Raw genomic sequence first — 22,225 nt, 5'->3', positions numbered from 1 at the left:
TTACGCTGGATCAACAAAAGCTATCTATTTTCAAGGGGGAACTTGAAAAAGTTTAGTGCTTGCTATAGAACTATCATACCCGTTAGTTGTGACTAAATGATGACAAAATGAATACAAATTGTTTAAAAAAAAATGAAGTTTTATAAAACAATTGCCTCAAAGTCATTTTGAGGCAATTGTTTTATTTAGATAAGCAAGGGGCTTATTTTTTTAGTTTAGCCCATGATGCATCAAGTGCTTTTTCTGTTTCTTCTTTTGATTTTTGACCGCCTACATATGCTTGAAGGCTTGCACCGAATTCTTGGCCAGCGCCATCAGGATATTTCATGAACTGCCAAGCATATGTTTTGCCTTCTTGAGAGTATTTTTGAAGGTCCGCACCTAAAGGTCCGATCTCGTCTGCTGATGCTTCAATTGTTTTAAATGCTGGCAGGTATTTAAATTCTTTTACCAATGCTGTTTTACCTTCTTCAGAAGTTACCATCCAGTTTAAGAAATCTTTTGCAGCTTCTTTATCTTTATCTGGAGCCCCGTTATAAACAACCCAGTTAGATGGTACATCAACCATTAATTTATCTGATTTTGCTTCATCGTCATTGATTGGTAGTGGAATAAAGCCAACTTCCATGTCTGGAGTGATTTTATCAATCATTGGTTGAATCCAGTTACCTTGTTGAATCATTGCAGCTTCACCAGTTGCAAATAATGTTACTTGTGTATTGTAATCTGTTGTTAAAGGATTTTTGTTTCCATATTTTACAGTAAGATCTAAGAAATTAAAGTAGTCATTGAAGTATTCGTTGCCTTCGATTTTGCCTGTACCATCATTAAGTGATTTGATGAATGCATCAGTATCATCTTGGTAAGCGAAAGGTAAGTTTAAGCCATGGTTTGCAAGCACCCACCATTCTCCATAACCGATTGCAAATGGTGTAATTCCTTTTGCTTTAAGCTTTTTCGCTGCAGCTTCTAGTTCAGAGAATGTTGTTGGAAGCTCTGTAATACCAGCTTTTTTGAATAAAGTTTTATTATAAGCTAAACCGTAGCCCTCCATATTAATTGGTTGGCCATATACTTTTCCATCGATTGTCATGCCATCTAATGCACCATCATATACATCTTTTACCCAAGGCTGATCAGATAAATCTTCAAATTTGTCTTTCCAAGCTACTGCTGCTTGATCACCGTCATTTGTGAAAATATCTGGAGCTTTATCAGAAGCGAATCTTGCTTTTAGTGAAGAGGCACCATCTGCACCGCCACCCACTGTTTCAATATTAAAAGTAACATCAGGATGTTCTTTTGTGTATTGATCTGTTAACGCTTTCAATTGATCAGCAATTTCCACTTTTCCTTGGAATATATCTACAACTACTTTGCCGTCTTTACTAGAACCATTGCTGCTAGAAGATTCACTATTGCCACATGCTGCTGTAAAAAGAAGTGAACTAGATAAAACTCCTGCTAATAATGCATATTTTTTATTTATGAAACCCATTTGTTTCCCCTCCTGGTTTTTTAGGAAATAATATATTAATCTTTAACGTTTAATTCATATCGAGTTAGACGTTAAAGGGTTAACCGTAACTAAAATTATTTAATAGAACCGCTAGTAATACCTTTAATAATATGCTTTTGCATTGCAAAGAAGAAAATCAATAATGGAACAATACCGATCATTAATGCTGCTAATGCTAAATCCCATTGTTTTGTATATTGACCAAAGAAGAAGAAGGTCGCAAGTGGGATTGTTCTTAGCTCCGGATTTTGTAATACTAGTGAAGGCAATAGGAAGTCATTCCAAATCCATAAGCTGTTTAAGATGACCGTTGTAACAGTAATCGGTTTCAAAAGTGGGAATACGATTCTCCAAAATACGCCGAATCTTGAACAGCCATCAATGATTGCTGCTTCTTCAAGTTCAACTGGAATACCTTTAATAAAACCATGATATAAGAAGATTGTCATACCGGAACCAAATCCTAAATACATGATAACAATGCCCCAAATACTATTTAGCAGATTTAAGCTTCCTGCCGTTTTAATAAGAGGAATCATGATGGACTGGAACGGAATAATCATAGCAGCAACAAATGTCATAAAGATAATATTGCTGATTTTCTTTTTTGTTCGAACAAGCATATATGCTGCCATTGAACAAAAGACAACAAGGACAATGTTGCTGGCAACGGTGATAATCAGTGAGTTAGTGAATACTTTAAAAAAATCTAATTTTTCAAATGCATTTATATAGTTTTCAAACTGAAGCACTTTTGGCAATGCTGACGTTGATGTCAGAATTTCTGAAAAAGGCTTTAATGAGTTTGAAATAACATAATAGAATGGCACTAGAAAGAGAAGGCCAAGGATAATTGCAAATATCTCGACAGTGAATTTTTTTCCAGTATATTTGTTGCCCATTAGGATTCAACCTCCTTCTTCTTATTGTAAGTTACTTGGATGATTGAGATTGCTGCAACGACAATGAAGAAGATTAAAGCTTTAGCTTCTCCTAATCCATAGCGGTTATTAACAAATGCTTCTGTATAGATATTAAGCGCTAACATTTCAGTTGATTTAAATGGACCACCATTTGTTAAAGAAAGGTTTACGTCAAATACTTTAAAGGATGATGAAATAGTTAAGAATAAACAAATCGTTACGGCTGGCGCTACTAATGGCATTGTAATATTGCGTAAGATTTCCCAGCGATTTGCTCCATCAATTTTAGCTGCTTCAATTAATTCTTGTGGAACGTTCTGTAATGCTGCGATATAGATAATCATAATATACCCTGCACCTTGCCATACACTAACAATAACGATTCCCCAAAATGCTGTATGCTGATCACCTAACCATGCTAAATTGAAAAGAGGAATACCTGTTATTTGTCCAATTGATGCAAAACCTTTAACAAAAATGAACTGCCAGATAAAACCTAATAACAATCCGCCAAGCAAGTTAGGCATAAAAAATACGGTGCGAAGAATATTGCTTGTTTTTAACATTTGTGTAACCAACAAAGCTAAACCAAATCCGATTCCATTTGTTAAAATGATTGTAACAACGGTATACTTAATAGTTAGTAAAAAGGATGCTTGGAATTGTTTATCTTCGGTAAATAAATATTTAAAGTTATCAAGTCCGACCCATGATACATTACCGGTGACTCCATTCCAATCTGTGAAAGAATAATAAACACCAGTAAAAAAAGGAATTAATACGATAACTGCAAAAGTAAGAAAAACTGGTCCAACAAATAAGGAAAATAAACCTGCATCTTTCCATTTCTTCTTTCGATTTAAAGAAACAGATTCTTTTGAATTTAATTTTTTGTGAGGAGATAATGCTGGTTCTCCTATTTTTTCTATATTATTTTGGCTATTCAATTTAAGCACCTCCTGTATGTCTTTAATTTAATGGAAAGAAGGATTTAATGAAACTGCTTACATTGTCGAGAAGGGTGGAAAATATTGAACAACTAAAATTAGAGTGATGAATATTGTGCTAAAATGAGGGATGTTATAGAAAAAATATAACAAAAGGGAGGGAAGGTTAGCGGATAAGCGGCGGCTTATAGCTAGCTGATTGAAATGAAGTGGGGCATTCGGAAAAAATTAATTTTATTATTAACATTAGCGACAATTCTCCCTTTTGGAGCAGGAATTCTCATTACGTATCATTTAACGATTGAATCAATAAATAAAAGATCTCTTTCTTATAATCATGATTTGATTGAAAAGGGAAAGGAAGAGCTGGTATCTTATTTGGATGATGTATCTCAAATGTCTACCGTATTGTACCGTTATACTCCTTTTATGAATGTTCTTGCAAAGGGGATTTCTGCAAATTTAATAGACAATCAAGAAGAAGTAAGCAGAGTACTTGCTTACCTCTTTAATACAAGGCCTGAAATTGAACAAATGCATTTATATATAGCAACTGGCAATGATTCTTATACCAATTACCATTCAAGCATAAGTGGACGGACGAAGAATACAAATGTTTATTCCCAACCTTATTATAAAAAGTATCTAATGGGAGAAAAAGGTTATTCTCTGATTGAACCTCCACATACAATCTATAGCTATAATAATCAATCATTTATACCAAATTCCCAAAAGCAAAATGTTTTAAGTTTTCATAATATTATCCGGGATATTCCATCAGATGAATTTTTAGGATTTTTATCTATTGATATTAATCTTTCTAAAATTGATGGAATTGCCAATCGATTATATACAAAAAATGAAGAAGAATTTTACATAATGGATGAAAAAGGAGTAATTATCTACTCCTCCAATGAACATGAAGAAGGAAAACAAAATAAAGAAAAATGGTATAAACAAGTAAAAAAAATGACTGTTCAAAAAAGTTTGGAATGGAAAGATGATAATTTCTCTGGTGTGATTGTATTTGATCAATTTCTCGTTCAGCATAAGAACTGGTCAATTGTCAAAAAAGTTCCTTATAATGTTTTATATAAAAGCGCACGAAGCACCGCCTTAAATAATATTGTTATTGGATTAGTTTCCCTGATAATTGTTTTAATTACTACAATGATTATTTCTTTTAGAATAACAGCGCCTATTAAAGTACTGATTGCCAATATGAAAAAGGTGGAAAAGGGGGAGTTTAAAGCGAATTTTGATTCATTAGGAAATGATGAAATCGGCAAACTCGGTGAACACTTTAAATTGATGATTGCAAAGATTAATGAATTAATTGATCGGGAATATAAGTTGGAGATTGAAAATAAAGCATCACAGCTCCGAGTTTTGCGTTCGCAAATAAATCCACACTTTCTCTATAATTCTTTACAGTCCATTGGAACACTTGCGTTAAAATCGAAAGCTGTGCAAGTTTATTCTTTGTTGACAGCACTTTCTTCCATTATGAGATACAGCATGAACATGAAAGAGGACATTGTTCCATTGGCTGCAGAGATAAAGCATGTGAAATCTTATTTATTATTGCAAAAACAGCGATTTGATGATCAATTCAATTTTGACATATCTATTGATAAGGAAGGGGCAGAGCTATTCGTCCCTAAAATGATATTACAGCCAATTGTTGAAAATACATTTAAACATGGTTTTTTAGAGCATAAAGCAGATTCTTATATTTATATAGAAGTTCTAGTAAAGGGCCAACAGATTATTTGTACGGTAAAAGACAATGGAAATGGGATAAATGAACAAGAATTAAAAATCATTAGACAGGAACTAGCAACAGGAAGCACAGAAAAAAAAGGAAGAGAGTCGATTGGCTTAAAGAATATACATGATCGATTAGCTATTTATTATAAAAATCAAGCTGAAATGACAATAGAAAGCATCGCAAATGAAGGGTTTACTGTGAGAATTTGTATGCCGAAGCATGTGCCAGGTGAGGTGGAAGAAGAATGAATGTATTAATTGTCGATGATGAAAAGCATGTTCGGGAAGGAATTCGCCTCCTTGCTGATTGGGAAGCATTTGGGATTTGTGAGATACGCGAGGCAAGTAATGGGGAAGAAGCTGTTCAAATAATAGATGAATACAAACCTGAAATAATTTTTTCCGATATGAAGATGCCTAAAATGGATGGAACAAAACTGCTGGAGTGGATTAAGGAACATATGCCTACAAGCAAAACGATTGTCGTGACAGGCTATGATGATTATCAATATATGAGGAAGGCGATTCATTATGGGAGCTCGGATTATTTATTAAAGCCAGTAGATCCAGAGATATTAAATACTACATTAGATAGAGTAGTACAAGAATGGAAAAAAGAAGAGTCGGAAAGAAAAAGCAAAGTAGACAGTTATCAGCTCATTAATAAAATGAAACCAGTATATCGGGATAGAAGGCTAACTTATTTTATTAATAATAAACATATAGAAGCAGAATTATTAGAAGAATTAGGATTTCATCTTGCAGCAAGTTATGCGATTGCCGTCATTCCCATTAGCGAAAAGGTTATGGAGGAGTTTTCCTATGATCGTGACTTGGCCTATTTTTCTGTATTAAATATCATCAACGAACTATTAATGGAAAAAAAATGTGGCATTGGATTTCGCTATTTGGCTAATAAAGGAGAAATAGTCGTTATATTCTGGGACCGATTTGAAGATATTCAAGAATATCTTAATGAAATATATGTAGAAATAAAAAAATCATTTGCTGTCTCTTGTCCAATTGGATTAGGTCCTGTAGAAGCGGTTGATAATTTGTTGCATTCTTATCATGAAGGGAAAAAAATTCTTTTAGAAAGCAATGTTTTAGAAGAGAAGGAACTTCGAGTATACACAAAAAATGATAATCCTAATGTAGAATTTAAAAGTTTGATGGTCTATTCATCAGCTATTAAATTGGCTGTACAAGCAGGTGAATTAGGTGCATTTGATGAATTAATTCAACAAATAAAGGCAGATTATATACAAGAAGGCTACTTATCGGTTAGACAGATGGAGCGTTTTGAACAGGAGTATTTGTTGATTAGCAATAGATGGTATAAAGATTATAATATTCCCGTAAAGTCAGCTAATTTGCTGGAAAAAAGAGCGATGCTTTATTTTAATAAGGACGGAAAATTTATGCTTGAAAATTATGAGCATAGAATCCAACGAGAAATTTCCGTTTTTTTGAAAAAAGTAAAGAAAAAACAGCAAAAAAAGAATACAAATATTATTTATGAGATTGAAAAATATTTACAAAATAATTTTAATCGGGAAATAAAGCTTCAAGAAATTTCGGAGCAATTTTATATAAGCAGGGAGTATGTGTCAAGAAAGTTTAAACAAGAGTTTAATGTAAATATTTCAGATTATATTGTGCAGGTGCGGATTAATAAAGCGAAGTCTTTATTAAAAAATAGTCAATTAAAAATATATGAAATTGCCAATATGGTCGGGTATCAAGATGATAAATATTTTCGAAAGGTATTTAAAAAGGTAGCGGGAATAACACCAAATGAATACCGAGATCAATAGCTTTAATAAAGGCTGTTTTTTAAAAGTTTGTTGCTTTATGAGAAGATGAGCATCAATTTAGAAACGCAAAACAGTCTGAATGCACGTAGACTTCTGCGAGAAAAGTGATCCTTTGAGATACGAGCAAAGAGGCTCACGGTCATCCGTGAAAAGTGAAGTATATTCAGACGGTGATTTAAATAACAAGAAAAAAGATAAAGACGTCCTTTACAAGAGCTACACCTTTTAAAGAACGTCTTTTTTATGGTTTAAGCTTTTTTAACAAACTCCGACTTTAATTTCATTGCACCAAATCCGTCGATTTTGCAGTCGATATTATGATCGCCATCGACTAAGCGAATACTTTTTACTTTTGTGCCTATTTTTAAAGTAGAAGAGCTGCCCTTTACTTTTAAATCCTTAATAATGGTTACAGAGTCTCCGTCATTTAAAAGATTGCCATTTGCATCTTTTACGACTTTTGCATCGTCTATATTTTCTTCTGCTTGTTCAGCTCCCCATTCATGAGCGCATTCTGGACAAACCAAAAAGTTTCCATCTTCATAGGTATATTCTGAATTGCATTTCGGACAATTTGGCAGATTAGACATCTTTTTGCCTCCTAAATAGTGTTTATTTTAAATATTTTATTAATTAATAGTGACGATATCCTTAATAGTAGGCGCCTTCTTAGTTAAAATCAGAGTTCAATATTTTCCACCCTATCTGTCAATGTAAGCAGTTTCATATGTATTCTCAATCTCTAATAATGGAGAAGAAGATATTTTTAAAGGGATAACCGACTAAATCAAGAATAATAATTATAGCAGATTTTTTATAATAAAAGAATTGGAGTTTTGTATATGAATAAGAAATGGTGGAAAGAAAGTGTAGCATATCAAGTATATCCTCGCAGTTTCATGGACAGCAATGGAGATGGAATTGGAGATTTAAAAGGTGTTACTTCTAAATTAGATTATTTAAAAGATTTGGGAATAGACGTAATATGGTTATCGCCAATGTATAAATCTCCTAATGATGATAACGGATATGATATAGCAGATTATCAGGATATTATGGATGAGTTTGGATCAATGGCAGACTTTGATGAGCTTTTATATGAAGTGCACAAACGGGATATGCGAATGATTTTGGACCTGGTGATTAACCATACGAGCGATGAACATCCATGGTTTATTGAATCAAAATCTTCGAGGGATAATCCCAAAAGAGATTGGTATATATGGAAAGATGGCAAAGACGGGAAAGAGCCAAATAACTGGGAATCTATTTTTTCAGGCTCTGCTTGGAAATATGATGAAGAAACAGATCAGTATTTCATGCATATTTTTTCTGCACGCCAACCAGATTTAAATTGGGAAAATAAAGAAGTGAGAGATTCATTGCATGATATGGTTAATTGGTGGCTGGATAAAGGAATTGATGGGTTCCGAGTGGATGCGATTTCTCATATCAAAAAGAGACCTGATTTTCCCGACATGGAAAATCCAGAAGGGTTAGACTATGTTCCATGTTTTCCAAATATGATGAATGTGGAGGGCATAGATGATTTTCTGTCAGAGTTTAAAGAAAAGACACTAAAAAACTATGATGTTATGACAGTCGGAGAAGCAAATGGAGTAGGCTTGGATGATGCTGATAGATGGGTCGGAGAAGCAAATGGCTATTTTAATATGATATTTCAATTTGAATTTTTGAATCTTTGGGAAAAGGATGCAAAAGATAAAGTAAATGTCGTAGCATTAAAGAAAATATTGTCAAAATGGCAAAATGGTTTAGAAGGCAGAGGCTGGAATGCTCTTTTTATTGAAAATCATGATCAGCCCCGCCGTGTTTCTACATGGGGAGATGAACAAAAGTACTGGAAAGAAAGCTCGAAAATGCTTGCAGCCATGTATTTCTTAATGAAAGGAACGCCGTTTATTTATCAAGGACAAGAAATTGGTATGACTAATGTAGAGTTTTCGTCGATTGATGATTATAATGATGTCGGCATGATTAATTATTATAAAGTAGAATCAGAAAAAGGGGTTCCACACGAAGAAATTATGAAAGTAGTTCGTGCACAAAGCCGTGATAATGCCCGAACGCCAATGCAATGGAATGCAGAAAACATGGGCGGATTTACAACCTTCAATCATACTTGGCTTGGTGTGAATCCAAACTATACAGAAATTAATGTGGAGCAGCAAGAAAAGGATCCAGATTCTATTTTATCCTTCTATAAGGAATTGATTAAATTAAGAAAAGGCAGTCCTTTATTCACATATGGCAAGTATGATCTGCTTCTTGCTAATCATTCTAGACTATTTGTTTATACACGTACATTAGGAGCGAGAAAAGCAATTATCATTAATAACTTCAGCGATAAACAAACAATGTTTAAAGTGCCGTCAAATGTTTCTTATAAGTATTCAGAACTGGCACTTCATAATTATGAAGTGAAAGAGAAAAAGTTAAAGAAGAATTTCTCATTAAAGCCATATGAGACAAGAGTATATTTTATCCATTAATCCTTGCAAACTCAGGAGAACCTCATTCTTTAAAAAGTCCTTTCTTATAAAGAATGGAGTTCTTTTTTTAGTTAGTAGCTAGTCAAAATGAAGAGGTGGAAGATGAAAAAACATTGGTGGAGTGAAAGTGTTGTATACCAAGTGTATTGGCGAAGTTTTTATGATTCTAATGGAGATGGTTATGGAGACTTGCAGGGTGTTATAGAAAAACTAGATTATATTAAAGCACTAGGCGTAGATGTCATATGGCTAAACCCTTTTTATGTCTCTCCAGATAAAGACAATGGCTATGATATAGCAGATTACTATGGGATTATGCCTAAAGCAGGAACAATGGAAGATTTTCTGAAATTAATGAAAGAAACAAAAAAACGGGATCTTAAAGTGATTATGGATTTAGTAGTCAATCATACTTCCGATGAACATCCATGGTTTTTGGAATCAAAAGCAAGCAAAGATAATCCAAAAAGAGATTGGTACATTTGGCATGATGGAAAGGATGGGAATCCTCCTAATAATTGGCGATCCTATTTCTGTCCTTCTGCATGGGAGTATGATGAAAAGACAGAACAATATTATTTTCATTCTTTTGCCGTAGAGCAGCCAGATTTAAATTGGGAAAATAAAGAAGTTCGTGAAGAGATTTATAAAATGATGCATTATTGGCTACAAAAGGGTATAAGTGGATTCAGGTTAGATGCAATTGCGCTGCTTGCCAAGCCAGCAGGATATCCGAACGCCAAAAATCCTGAAGATATTCGCTATTTAACAAATAATCCAGGTGTACATGAGTTTTTGCAAGAGATGAACGAAAAGGTTTTTGCTCATTATGATGCATTAACGGTTGGTGAAGTTGCATTTGTTTCCCCAGAAGAAGGTTTGCTTTATGTAGATGAAAGCAGAAATGAATTAGATACTTTATTCCATTTTGAAGTATGCGATGAAATGCCGAAATGGGATTTAAAACGATTTAAAGCTATTCAAAAACGCTGGTATGAAGGATTATGGGGGAAAGGATGGAATTCTCAATTTTTGAATAATCATGATCATACTCGATTGGTAACAAGGTATGGGAATGATAAAGAATATCGTGTTGCTTCTGCTAAATTATTCGCTACGATGCTGCATACACTGCCGGGAATACCTTATATTTATCAAGGTGAGGAGCTTGGCATGACAGGCGTCAAGTTTCCTTCTATTATGGACTATAATGATATAGCAATGATAAATAAGTATCAAGAATTAACAGAAAAAGGCATGGAACCTTCCGTAGCTTTAGCCAACCTTCAACCATTAAGCAGGGATAACAGCAGGACACCAATGCATTGGGATACTACCGTTAACGGAGGCTTTACGACAGGCAAACCATGGATAAATATGAATCCTAACTATAAGGAAATTAATGTTGCTAATGAACTAGAAAACTTAGATTCTATTTTCTATTATTATCAGCAATTAATTGCATGGAGAAAAAAACTTCCTGTATTTGTTTATGGGGACTACAAGCAAATAGTAGAAGAAGAGGAATCAATTTATGCTTATATCAGAACATATAAAGGAGAGAAACTAGTCTTCGTCGGAAACTTTTCAGAAAAGAAAGTACAAATTCAATCAAACGAATGTTTAAATCTTTCCTATGATCATTTAGTGATGTCTAATTATTCTTTAGAAGATAAGCCGCAAGCAGTAAATATGGAGCCATATGAAGCAAGGCTTTATTTGATGAAGAAATAAATAGGAGAGAAGTCGAAATCTAAAAGGATAGACAAGTCTTGTCTATCCTTTTAGATTTTTCTAGTTTCACGAAAAAATTATATAGAAAAAAATCCAGCTAAATGCTAGCTGGAATAAAAAATATATTTTTCAAGGGGGAACTTGAAAAAGTAAACTTCTTAAGATAGTTATAGCTTATCTTATAGATATGAACAAACTATGACAAGAAATGGACATTTTTTTTAAATATTTATCACGCATTAACGGGCTTTTGACCCCCATCTCAAAGATTGTAAGAGAAAACGAGAAATCTAGGTGGGGGATAACTGCCCAGAAAAGCCTGATTGAAGTTTCACTTTATGAAGCAGTTTGTTTCCTTTCTCCTTCTTTTGGTTTGGATAAAATCCATCCAAGAATCCCGATAAGCAATAACAAGGACCAAAATATAATTTTCCATGTTGTACTTTTGCCGAAGCTTTTAGAAATGATAGCAGGTTCTGGGTGCGAAAGAGCATAAACGGCTAATTTTACACCTGCCCAAGCTACTACAACAAATGCAGATGTTTTTAAACTAGGACGTTTTTTAAGCAAGATGACAAGAAAGGTTCAATATTCGTAATTCTCCTTTTAATAGCTGAAAGTAAGTTTTTTATAAAAAAATTTGTTATTATCATTTGCAAAAAGGGGTTCCTTATATCGATAATATGGAAGGGAAAAGTTTTATAGATTATTTTATTGCCATGATTAGAGGGGAATTCAAAGCTTCTTGTTGGAAGCCAGGAGGAAACAATGAAAGAGAAAGATTATGAAAAATTGCTTCATATTAATACAGAAGGTCATCAGCAAGGATTCCATAAATCTTTGCATTATCATCGATATGAGCCTACTCCTTATGAATATTTGGAATTGCTATTTAGCGAATATACATTAAGAAGCAGTGATCATGTTGTTGATTTTGGCTGTGGAAAAGGGAGATTGAATTTTTTTATTCATCATTTTTTTCAAGCAGCAGTAACAGGAATAGAATTTAATGAATTATATTATCAGGATGCCTTAAAGAATCGTAAAGATTATAGCTGTAACAGAATAAACAGCATGGAGAAAATCCATTTTCAATTATGTAAAGCGGAAGAATATGAAATTGCACCATTAGATAATCGTTTTTATTTTTTTAATCCTTTTTCTATCCAAATTTTCATCAAAATAATAAACAATATCCTGTATTCATTAGAAAAAAACAAAAGGGATGCAGAAATAATTTTGTATTATCCTTCAGATGAGTATTGTTTGTATTTAGATAATCATCCATCTTTTGGGATAAAACAAGAGATACAACTCTCTAAAACAAGGCAAAATGATAGAGAAAAGTTTTTGATTTATCAAGTGGTAGGGTATGAGTAATGATGAGGAAAAATAGATTTGTTGTGATTTCTTTATCGACCTAGTATAGTGGATAAAAATACCTATTTGTTATAGAAATATTTAAAGGAGAATGGTATGTTCCTATTACCGAGTACGGAAAAATTTATTTATTTGGACGGGCATTATTCGATTTTATTGGTTGCTTTATCGATTATTATTGCCTGTTTAGCTTCTTATACAGCCATTTCTTTAAATGAGCGAATTATATCTCATAGTTTTTTCCCTCGATATATTTGGTTAATTCTTGCCTCTATTTCGATGGGAATCGGCATTTGGTCTATGCACTTTATAGGAATGAGTGCTCTACAGCTTCCAGTTAAAATGGAATATGATCTTTTATTAACAGCCATTTCTATATTGCCAGCGATGTTAGCTTCTTTTCTTGCTTTTTTTCTTGTAAGTTTTCCGAAAAAGACATTGTTAACCTATAGTTTATCAGGCGTTACAATGGGGTTTGGAATATCTTCCATGCATTATCTCGGGATGGTGGCGATGGAAGTAGAGGCAAAATATGTCTATCATTTTGGTTATTTTGTACTTTCTATCATGATTGCCGTTCTTACCTCCTTTATCTCTTTATATGTTTTGACAAAATTATATAAATGGATGAATAGAATTTGGATAAAACTTACAACGTCTCTTGTTTTAGGAGTCTCGGTTGCAAGCATGCATTATACAGGAATGTATGCTGTCAGATATTATGTGCCTAAGGAAAAAAATATTTCTCATGAACATATGCATCACATGGATATGGGGATTTTAATTATGACTTTGACATTAGGTATTACTTTATTTTTACTGTTGCTTTTTTTATCCAGTTTATTAGACCGGTATGTGGACTATCGATTTAACTATTTCGATGCATTAACAAAGCTGCCAAATAGAAAACAATTAGAAAAAATATTGGAAATGTCTAACGTATCAAAGGGACTGGCAGTAATGCATCTCCACGAATTAAAAAAATGGAATAATTCATTTGGCTATGCTTTTGGCGATGAAATTATTAAGTATATTGCTTATTTATGTCAACAAATTAAGCCAGTAAAAGTCAGCTTGTACCGTGTAGAAGGGAATCGTCTAGCCTTTTTATTTGACCAAGCAGAATCAGCTGCATTAATAAATGAATTAAAGAAATTATCTGAGACTCTTTCTAACCCAATTACCGTGTGCGAGCAAACGATTTATGCAAAGGTTGCAACAGCCGTTTCTTTACCAAATGAAATAAATAAAGGGAAAATGCCTCTAGGGGAGGTTAATGCGGTCTTAAGTCATCATTCTATAGTATATGAACATGAAGTTATTCTATATAATCCTGCTATTCATCAGCACTCATTTGATAAACGACTACTTCAAGATATAGATGAGGCAATGAAAAATAACCACCTTTATTTAGTGTATCAGCCGAAAATAGCTGCCCATAATAATAAAACATTAGGAGCAGAAGCGTTATTACGTTGGCATCATCCTGAATATGGATCTTTATCTCCAGGAATATTTATTCCAATTTTAGAAGCGGGCGGGAAAATGTTTGATGTCACAGATTGGCTGATTAATGAAGTATGCAAACAGATTGTGGAATGGAAAAAAGACGGACGGGAAATGCAGGTAGCTATAAATATACCAGGAACATATGTGACTAAACCTAGACTTTTGGCATTCTTAAAAGATTGTCTAAAAAGCTATCAATTGGATACAAATGTTTTGGAGCTAGAAATGACCGAAACTAGTGCGGTAATAAATATAGAGGCAGCGATAAAATCTGTTTCTCGATTTAGAGAATGTGGCTTTTCCGTTGCTTTGGATGATTTTGGTACAGGTGTGTCGTCCCTTTCGTATTTAAAACGATTGCCTGTGTCTACACTAAAAATAGACAAGTCCTTTGTGGATGGAATACCAAATTCCCAAAAAGATTCAGAAATTATTCAAGCAATTATTTCACTTGGCCAATCCCTTCATTTAAATATTATTATTGAAGGAGTAGAAATACAAGAACAAGCAGATTTTTTAGCAAGTTTTAATGGAAGTATTGGTTTTCAAGGTTTTTATTTTGGGAAACCAATGAAAGTGGAAGAATTAGATCAATGGAGAGAAAGAAGCTTACTAGCTTAATTTAATGTTTACAATGCAAAATAGGCTGCATCATATATATTTATAACAGCGCAACCTATTCATTAAATGCAACGCTACATTTGTTCATCTTTAAAGATGGATTGCTGCCCATTATGATAACTCTAAATAACGAAAGAAGTAAATAGGAGAATTAACTAATATTTCCTATTGTGATTTTATTATATTTTCCACTCCAATTATGCTTAATAGTGGAAGGATGTCAAAGCATACTAAAGCCTCCATTATTAGCAATACAGCTATTATTGGACAGTAGTATAATTGCGATGATGGGGATGCATCCAAATAGAATAAAAAAATGTTGAATAGGGTAGGCTAGTGTTTTTCAGAGGTAGAAAGGAATGTTTTGTAAAAAATAAAACCAAATGCCATAGCGACTTCTAATAAAAACAAAGTATTCATTACCATCATCATTTTTGGTTTTCCTCCCTTTATTGTATTCCCATTGTTTTGGCATACTTAAAACAAGGTTAGTATGCTATATAATGAATATAACAAATCTATTTATTAAATGTATAAAGGCTATAATAAGCATTTGTAAAGAAAATGTAATTGATAAAAGCCTACTGATATATTGGCTCCATATAGTTCAATAATTGATAAAAGCATAGGAAAGGAGTGAAAATATGTATTTAACAACAAAAGAAGCAGCGGAACTATTATCTGTTGCCGAATCAACGGTGAAGAAATTAATTTTAGAAAAAAAGATTCGAGCGTTGTTTGACGGACAACAATATTTAGTAAATAAAGAACAGTTTAACACTCATTTAGAACAAGTGGAAAAATATAAAAGATATGTAGAAGAGATTCTAAATGAGCCGATTCCAGAAGATAAAGATATTAAAGATGAGGATTAGTAGTCTAGGAATAGGCGGCGGATTATTTTTTGAATCAGTATTTCCTCTATAGGCCATTAACCGTACACTATAGCATATCCTTTATTATATTTATATGAAAAAAAGAGGAGAATCATGAAGAATCCCCTCTTTTTTTCATTCATTTTTATTGTTATAGCGAACAGTACTTCCTTTATATAATCAAAGTTAGTTTGTTTAGTTGAGCTGCTGGTATTAAAGATCCTGCTCTTTTATCCATGCTTGCGACCATTTTTCTATTTCCTTCATAAGAGGCTCAAGGGTTTTACCTTTTTCCGTCAGAGAATATTCTATTCTTACGGGGGTTTCCGGAAAAACCTCTCTACGTATAATTCCTTGTTGCTCTAAATCTTTTAGACGTTCAGAAAGTAATCTTCCACTTATTCCTATAGATGATTCAAGAGAACAAAAACGCTGGGAACCATTGAGTAGTTGATAAATAATGAGACCAGTCCAACGCTGGCTTAAAATTCCCATAGCTTTTTCAAATTTTGGACAAATAGCGGATGTGTTCATTTTGCATCACTCCTTCCTATTAGTATACAACATCTATTATTTTAAGTAAAAATATTATTAAATATAATTAAATTACTTTACAATAAATACTTATTAAAATATAATTACTTACATAAAGTAAGTTGGTTGAGAATTTAATTAAACAAATTATAAAGAACATAGGGGGAATCCATTATGAAATTTCATTCATATCCTAATATATATCCGGCTAGTTTAACTTTAAAAATTCAGGACTTAGAAACATCTATAAAGTTTTATGAAAATATAATTGGATTTAAATTATTGGATAAAACCGATAAAAACGCAGTATTGACAGTAGACGGAATAACACCTTTAGTATATTTAGAACAATTAGAAAAGGCAGAGCCGAAAAATACCCGAACTACAGGATTGTATCACTTCGCCATTTTAGTTCCATCTAGAGAAGATTTAGGAATTATATTGCAGCATTTGCTGAAAAGTGGATATCCGTTGCAAGGAGCTTCTGATCACACTGTAAGTGAAGCGATTTATTTGGCAGATCCCGATGGTAATGGCATTGAAATTTATCGTGATCTTCCAGCAGAAAATTGGGAATGGCAAAATGATTTCGTTAGTATGGCTACATTGGCAATGGATGCAGAGGGAGTCTTAGAAGCAGGAAACAATGAAGAATGGAATGGTCTGCCTAAAGGAAGTATCATTGGACATATCCATCTGCATGTAGCTGACTTAGAAAAAACGGTAGCCTTTTATGTAGAAGGATTAGGATTTGATATTGTACAAAAATATGGAACACAAGCATATTTCATCTCGACAGGAAGATATCATCATCATATCGGTTTAAATATTTGGAATGGAAGAGGTATACCTGCTCCGAAAGCAGAAAATATAGGCTTGAAGTATTTTGATCTGAAGATACCAACTGAGGAAAAAAGAAATGAGATAGCAGAGAGATTGGAGAAATTAGGAGAAGTTATTGAGAAAAAAGAGAACGTTTTTTATGTATCAGATCCTTCAGGGAATAAAATTCGATTAATCAGTAAGTAAAAGGCTGCTGATAACGTTTATTCTACTGCTAATAATCAAACAAGACTTATTTTTATTATAAATCCTCTAAGTAGATAAAATACTTGTATTTTTTTCATAGAAGACTTAAGTTTAAGATATATAACTTTGTAAAAGTATAAATAGAGAAGGCGAGTTTGTCTAAAAGAGGGTGGAATTATTTGCAAAGGAATGAACAGTTATATCAGTTTTTTATTAATAATGCATCACGATTAACGGATGAATGGTATAAAAACTTGGATAAAAGTGATGCACAAGGCGTTTATTCTTCTAAAGACCCAGAGATTATAAACACATTAAAGCAACAAAATAATGAATTTCATTATTATTTGTCCAAAGTTTTTATTGAGGAAAAATCTAGTTTTTTTGAAAAATTTCAAAAGTGGATTTTAGAAATTGCCTCAGATGAAGAACACCTAAGTACACCCATTCATTATATTATTCGAGAATTTATTCGAACAAGAGAGCAATATTTTGAATTAATACAAGAATTTGCAGCAGAGGATTCGAGCGCTGAAGAGCGAATAAATAAATGGAACCGGTTAATTGTAGAAATATTCGATATTATTATTTTGAAATATACAGAGGAATATCATTCTTATTCAAGAAGGCAATTGATTGCACAACAAGAAATGATCAATGAATTAAGTTCTCCTGTTATTTTATTAAGCAAAAACCGTGCTCTTTTACCATTGGTTGGTGATATCGATACAGCACGGGCTGCTTCCATTTTAGAAAATACAATAAAGCAATGTGCGGAAAAAAAAGTATCACAATTATTTATTGACTTATCTGGTGTGGTCATCATTGATACAATGGTTGCACATCAAATTTTTCAATTAATCCATGGATTAAGTTTAATTGGGGTACATGCAACACTATCTGGAATTAGGCCAGAAATAGCTACAACTGCTATTCAGCTTGGCCTGTCTTTTGATAAAATCGCAATTGCTTCTACTCTTTCTAAGGCAATTGTTCAAGATAAAGAGTTTTTTAACTGATGAAAAATACAAGGGGCTTAAGCAAGCCCCCTAATAAAATCTACCTGCCTAAGCTGGTCTTACCCCTTCCTAAAAACTTACCCAAACTTTACGATTATTTGGAAATTGATGAATAAAGAGCACTTATAGAAGCCTCTTTAGCATGCAAATAAGTAGTATTAAATAAGGGAATATCGGTATCTTCTTCTGTAATTAGCAGGGGAATTTCAGTGCATCCTAAGATGATTCCTTCTGCTCCCTCTTCTCTTAATTTGTTCATAATTTTTTTGTATTTTTCTTTTGATTCGAAGAGGAATTTTCCTTGGCACAACTCGTTAAAAATAATGTCATGAATGATTTGTCTATCCGTTTCATTGGGAATAATAGTGGAAATTCCCCATTGGGCTAATTTTTCTTTATAAAAATCTTGCTCCATTGTAAATTTTGTTCCTAATAGTCCTACTTTTTTTAAAGCATGGTGAGTAATGTCTTTTGCAGTAGCATCTGCTATATGAATTAATGGAACAGATAAGGATGCTTGAACTTCTGAGGCCATTTTGTGCATAGTATTAGTGCAGATTACTATTAATTCCGCTCCAGCATTTTCTAGTGTTTTTCCTGCATTTATCATCAGTTCTGTTGCTTTTTCCCAATTTCCTGACTTTTGCAAGGAAACAATTTCTTCAAAATTGAAGGAATATATTTGGCATTTTGCTGAATGCAAACCACCTAATTCTTCTTTGATAAATGTATTAATAAGACGATAGTAGTCAGCAGTAGACTCCCAGCTTAGTCCCCCAATTAGACCGATTGTTTTCATATAAATCATTTCCTTCCTAATTTCTTTTTCAAATAGTAACATGTTATTCTGGTATATAATAGTGCCAGAAAATAATTAGAATTATAGTGCCAGATGAAAGGTGATGCTAAAAATAAGATGATTTTTACAACGGTTGATCGGAAAAGCTCCAAGTCTCTTACACAGCAGGTTTATGAACAAATTCGAAATGGAATTTTAGATGGGAAGCTTAAAGAAGGCCAAAAGCTATTATCTTCGAGAGAGTTAGCTAAAATTATTAATGTGTCACGAAATGTAGTTTTAGAAGCATATCATCGTCTTTTAGCTGAAGGATATATTGAAGTTAAACCAAGATCGGGGACATTTATTGCAAAAGGTACTTCTCTAGAACATATTGGTGCCAAAAAGTTGGATATAGAAAAAAAGCAAAAAGAGGAATTAGAAGATTCTATTATTGATTTTCGAGGAGGCAATCCAGCTATTGATCATTTCCCAAGAAAAAAATGGGGAGATCTAACAAAGAAGATTTGCAATGAGTCCCCACAATCCATATTTGGCTATAGCAGCGCTTGCGGCATACAAGAACTGCGTGATGTTTTAGTCAGCTACTTGCGGCGAGCAAGAGGTGTCCATTGTCAGCCAGAGCAAATTATTATTACTTCAGGAGCAACTCAGGGACTAAAGCTTATAACCGAGTTGCTTATCACAGATAAAAAAAGAGACTATATCGCAGTAGAAGATCCGGTTACAGATGAAATGCGTAATATTTTTACATATGCAAAAGCAGAAATCTATCCAGTTTCTGTTGATGAAAATGGCATTATTCCAGAATTATTGCCAAAAGAAAAACCGAACTTTGTATTTGTTATTCCATCCCATCAATATCCACTTGGCGGCATCTTATCCATTCAAAGACGTTTAAAACTGATTGAGTATGCAAGAAGGATGAATTGTTATATTGTAGAGGATGACTATGATAGTGAATTTACATATGAAGGAGCTCCAGTACCTGCCATGCAAGGTATTGATCAAGAGAGAGTACTGTATGTCGGCACGTTTAGTAAAATATTATCCCCTGCTTTAAGAATAGGATATGTAGTGTTGCCGGCACATTTAGTGGGGGAATTTCAAAAATTGAAATGGTTTACAGACCGCCATACCTCTACTCTTGAGCAGCATACCTTAGCAAGATTTATAGAAGGCGGTTATCTGGACAAACATATACGTAAAATGAGAAAAATATATCAGGAAAGAAGACTAGTGTTGGTAAATAGTATTCAAAAGTATTTCCATCAGGCAAAGATTATTGGCAAAGCTGCAGGAATGCACCTAGTTGTCGAAATGGCAGGCATTGATTTTAAAAAAGAACTAGTACAAAAAATAAAAGAAAAGGGGGTATGTATATACCCTGTTGAAGAATATAGTATAAAAAAAGGAGAACATACACAAAAAATTATTATGGGGTATGGAGGATTAACACCCGAACAAATTAAAAAAGGAATTCTTTTATTACGGGATGCTTTAAACGAATATAAAGGATAGGCTTTACTCGAATGTTTTAATTACTTGATTAAAGAGGAGAGGAAAGGGGAAGGTAAAAATTTCATATAAAAACATGTTTTTTAAGCTTATAAAAGAAAGTTATGATATAAATGTAGGTAGCAGAAATTAATCAAGGAGCAGGAAATAATATGAAAAACAAAAGAAATAGTAGAAATTTTAAAAAAGTATATATAAGCATCATTGGGATATTGTTAATATTACTATTTATACCAACGCCTTATTATCTAAACCAACCGGGGTCCATTGAACCACTTGCTTCTAAAGTAACGGTAGAAGATGGACAGAAAACAGAAAAAGGCAGCTTAAATTTGACGACAGTATATTCTATTAAGGCAAGCAATCCATACATATGGTTATACGGTTTAGTAGCTCCACATACAGAAATGAAAAAGGAAGAAGAAGTAAAGGGAGATCTCTCAGACGAAGAATACAATAATTTGCTTCTTCATATGATGGATTCCTCTAAACAAAATGCGATTATTGCAAGTTTTCATGAAGCAAATAAAGAGGTTGAATATCAATATAATGGGGTGTTTGTAGCAAATGTACTTCCTATTTCAAAAGCAAAATCCATTATTAAAGTGGGAGATATAATTCATAAAGTAGATGGAAAAACATTTAATCAGGCAAAGCAGATGATTGCATATTTAAAAGGAAAAAAAGCCGGAGATAATATAGAAATACAATATACGCATAATAAAAAAACAGAAACGGCAACGGTGGAAGTCATCAATCTTGATAAAAAAACAGGCCAAGTTGGTATTGGCATCAATCCAGAAGATAATATAAGCATCAATCCTTCTTTAGATGTAGATATCAATAGTGAGAATATTGGAGGGCCATCGGCTGGATTAATGTTTTCCTTAGAGATTTATAATCAAATTGCAAAAGGAGATCTAACAAAGGGTTATAAAGTAGCAGGCACAGGTACGATGGATGCTGAAGGAAATGTAGGGCAGATTGGCGGTATTCGTCATAAAATTGTTGCTGCACATAAAGCAGGAGTAGACATTTTTTTCTATCCGGAAGATGTAACTAGTCAAGATACAAATGAAAAAGAAATTAAAGATCAAGTGAAAAAAGAAGGATATGCAATCAAGATAGTGCCTGTTCGAACTTTGCATGAAGCAATTGAGTATTTAGAGAAACTTCCTGAAAAAAAATCGTAAGAAATTACGTTTTTTTTTATTTAATACTTCCATTTAAACCCGTTTTATTTTTAAGCAAATAGGGAATGGTATAACTATCAGTTAAAAAGTGCGAAGCGTTTTAATTTGTTGGTTTTGCGAAGGAGGTTCATAATGGTAGACTTTTTAAATAGTATTTTCGGTTTGCTTTATGGTTTAATTGGTATTCCTATTTTTTTAATATTTGTTATTATTGTCATTTTTTCTGTCATGAGAAGTAGAAAAAAACGAAAAATGAAAAGCGAAGATTGGCATGGGCATTCACCAGTAGAAAAAATAGAAAAAAGCAAAAAAGATAAATAAAAGATAAAAGAATTTTAAAAAGAATTAATGTACATTCATTAGTTCTTTTTTTTTTGCGTCTTGATACAATATGTTAAAATGAAAGATAAAAATAGAAACTAGGGTAGCAAAAAGGTAAAAAGGCACTAGAGGAAGCCTTGTTTTTTCAGTAATCTAATGATTAAGAAGAAAATATGCCAGCTATTTTTTTAGAGTTATATACAG

The 22,225-nt window shown here is 33.0% G+C and carries 19 protein-coding genes; 12 read left to right on the top strand and 7 right to left on the bottom strand.

Annotated features, from left to right (window positions below):
- Nucleotides 1-202: 202 nt before the first annotated feature.
- The 3 genes from CWS01_RS03220 to CWS01_RS03210 form a co-directional block, all read right to left on the bottom strand.
- On the bottom strand, nucleotides 203-1,498 hold the full coding sequence (locus tag CWS01_RS03220) for an ABC transporter substrate-binding protein (protein ID WP_101175610.1): 1,296 nt from the start codon (nucleotides 1,496-1,498) through the stop codon (nucleotides 203-205).
- A 95-nt stretch (nucleotides 1,499-1,593) separates the two neighbouring features.
- Complete coding sequence (locus CWS01_RS03215; RefSeq protein WP_101175609.1) at nucleotides 1,594-2,421, bottom strand: carbohydrate ABC transporter permease; 828 nt, start codon at nucleotides 2,419-2,421, stop codon at nucleotides 1,594-1,596.
- Nucleotides 2,421-3,389 (bottom strand): carbohydrate ABC transporter permease, encoded by a 969-nt coding sequence (locus CWS01_RS03210; RefSeq protein WP_101175608.1) that lies wholly within the window; start codon nucleotides 3,387-3,389, stop codon nucleotides 2,421-2,423. The genes CWS01_RS03215 and CWS01_RS03210 overlap by 1 nt, the downstream gene beginning before the upstream one ends.
- 204 nt (nucleotides 3,390-3,593) lie before the next feature.
- Between CWS01_RS03210 and CWS01_RS03205 the strand changes: the two genes are divergently transcribed.
- Nucleotides 3,594-5,408, top strand: coding sequence for a cache domain-containing sensor histidine kinase (locus CWS01_RS03205; RefSeq protein WP_101175607.1), 1,815 nt, complete (start codon nucleotides 3,594-3,596; stop codon nucleotides 5,406-5,408).
- On the top strand, nucleotides 5,405-6,976 hold the full coding sequence (locus tag CWS01_RS03200; RefSeq protein ID WP_101175606.1) for a response regulator transcription factor: 1,572 nt from the start codon (nucleotides 5,405-5,407) through the stop codon (nucleotides 6,974-6,976). Before CWS01_RS03205 ends, CWS01_RS03200 begins: the two co-directional genes overlap by 4 nt.
- A 248-nt stretch (nucleotides 6,977-7,224) precedes the next feature.
- Here CWS01_RS03200 and CWS01_RS03195 read toward each other — a convergent pair whose 3' ends face one another.
- Nucleotides 7,225-7,566: a zinc ribbon domain-containing protein YjdM gene (locus CWS01_RS03195; RefSeq protein WP_101175605.1), complete on the bottom strand. Its 342-nt coding sequence runs from the start codon at nucleotides 7,564-7,566 to the stop codon at nucleotides 7,225-7,227.
- A 252-nt stretch (nucleotides 7,567-7,818) separates the two neighbouring features.
- On the opposite strand from CWS01_RS03195, the gene CWS01_RS03190 reads away from it, so the two are divergent.
- Together CWS01_RS03190 and CWS01_RS03185 are read left to right on the top strand one after the other, a co-directional pair.
- Complete coding sequence (locus tag CWS01_RS03190; protein WP_101175604.1) at nucleotides 7,819-9,489, top strand: alpha-glucosidase; 1,671 nt, start codon at nucleotides 7,819-7,821, stop codon at nucleotides 9,487-9,489.
- A gap of 102 nt (nucleotides 9,490-9,591) precedes the next feature.
- Nucleotides 9,592-11,223 carry a glycoside hydrolase family 13 protein gene (locus tag CWS01_RS03185; RefSeq protein WP_101175603.1) on the top strand — a complete coding sequence of 544 codons (1,632 nt, stop codon included), beginning with the start codon at nucleotides 9,592-9,594 and terminating at the stop codon, nucleotides 11,221-11,223.
- Between the two features lie 336 nt (nucleotides 11,224-11,559).
- Here the strand turns inward: CWS01_RS03185 and CWS01_RS03180 are convergent, their stop codons facing one another.
- Complete coding sequence (locus tag CWS01_RS03180; RefSeq protein ID WP_101175602.1) at nucleotides 11,560-11,793, bottom strand: TerC family protein; 234 nt, start codon at nucleotides 11,791-11,793, stop codon at nucleotides 11,560-11,562.
- 198 nt (nucleotides 11,794-11,991) lie between these two features.
- Here CWS01_RS03180 and CWS01_RS03175 point away from each other — a divergent pair, with 198 nt between their 5' ends.
- The 3 genes from CWS01_RS03175 to CWS01_RS03165 all read left to right on the top strand — a co-directional run bounded on the left by CWS01_RS03175 (nucleotide 11,992) and on the right by CWS01_RS03165 (nucleotide 15,608).
- A complete protein-coding gene (locus CWS01_RS03175; RefSeq protein WP_101175601.1) occupies nucleotides 11,992-12,603 on the top strand; it encodes a class I SAM-dependent methyltransferase in 612 nt (203 codons plus the stop codon).
- Between the two features lie 96 nt (nucleotides 12,604-12,699).
- A complete protein-coding gene (locus tag CWS01_RS03170; RefSeq protein WP_101175600.1) occupies nucleotides 12,700-14,733 on the top strand; it encodes a bifunctional diguanylate cyclase/phosphodiesterase in 2,034 nt (677 codons plus the stop codon).
- A 644-nt stretch (nucleotides 14,734-15,377) separates the two neighbouring features.
- Nucleotides 15,378-15,608, top strand: coding sequence for an excisionase family DNA-binding protein (locus tag CWS01_RS03165; protein WP_101175599.1), 231 nt, complete (start codon nucleotides 15,378-15,380; stop codon nucleotides 15,606-15,608).
- Nucleotides 15,609-15,821: 213 nt separating this feature from the next.
- Here the strand turns inward: CWS01_RS03165 and CWS01_RS03160 are convergent, their stop codons facing one another.
- Nucleotides 15,822-16,142, bottom strand: a complete 321-nt coding sequence (locus CWS01_RS03160) for a winged helix-turn-helix transcriptional regulator (RefSeq protein WP_101175598.1) — start codon at nucleotides 16,140-16,142, stop codon at nucleotides 15,822-15,824.
- Between the two features lie 174 nt (nucleotides 16,143-16,316).
- Between CWS01_RS03160 and CWS01_RS03155 the strand changes: the two genes are divergently transcribed.
- Nucleotides 16,317-17,171 (top strand): VOC family protein, encoded by an 855-nt coding sequence (locus tag CWS01_RS03155; protein ID WP_101175597.1) that lies wholly within the window; start codon nucleotides 16,317-16,319, stop codon nucleotides 17,169-17,171.
- 179 nt (nucleotides 17,172-17,350) lie between these two features.
- Complete coding sequence (locus CWS01_RS03150; RefSeq protein WP_101175596.1) at nucleotides 17,351-18,190, top strand: STAS domain-containing protein; 840 nt, start codon at nucleotides 17,351-17,353, stop codon at nucleotides 18,188-18,190.
- 94 nt (nucleotides 18,191-18,284) lie between these two features.
- Here CWS01_RS03150 and CWS01_RS03145 read toward each other — a convergent pair whose 3' ends face one another.
- The gene (locus tag CWS01_RS03145) at nucleotides 18,285-18,989 is read right to left on the bottom strand and encodes an aspartate/glutamate racemase family protein (RefSeq protein WP_101175595.1); all 705 of its coding nucleotides are present in this window, start codon (nucleotides 18,987-18,989) and stop codon (nucleotides 18,285-18,287) included.
- Nucleotides 18,990-19,106: 117 nt separating this feature from the next.
- Here CWS01_RS03145 and pdxR point away from each other — a divergent pair, with 117 nt between their 5' ends.
- From pdxR to CWS01_RS03130, 3 genes are all read left to right on the top strand, one after another.
- Nucleotides 19,107-20,510, top strand: coding sequence for a MocR-like pyridoxine biosynthesis transcription factor PdxR (gene pdxR / locus CWS01_RS03140; RefSeq protein ID WP_101175594.1), 1,404 nt, complete (start codon nucleotides 19,107-19,109; stop codon nucleotides 20,508-20,510).
- A gap of 149 nt (nucleotides 20,511-20,659) precedes the next feature.
- The gene (locus CWS01_RS03135) at nucleotides 20,660-21,700 is read left to right on the top strand and encodes a SepM family pheromone-processing serine protease (protein WP_101175593.1); all 1,041 of its coding nucleotides are present in this window, start codon (nucleotides 20,660-20,662) and stop codon (nucleotides 21,698-21,700) included.
- Between the two features lie 132 nt (nucleotides 21,701-21,832).
- Complete coding sequence (locus CWS01_RS03130) at nucleotides 21,833-22,021, top strand: hypothetical protein (protein WP_101175592.1); 189 nt, start codon at nucleotides 21,833-21,835, stop codon at nucleotides 22,019-22,021.
- The last annotated feature ends 204 nt before the right edge of the window (nucleotides 22,022-22,225 follow it).

The sequence above is a fragment of the Niallia nealsonii genome, assembly GCF_002835805.1.
Classification (GTDB): domain Bacteria; phylum Bacillota; class Bacilli; order Bacillales; family Cytobacillaceae; genus Niallia; species Niallia nealsonii.
The sequence above is the reverse complement of the archived record's forward strand: the minus strand, read 5'-3'. Positions and strand labels throughout refer to the sequence as shown.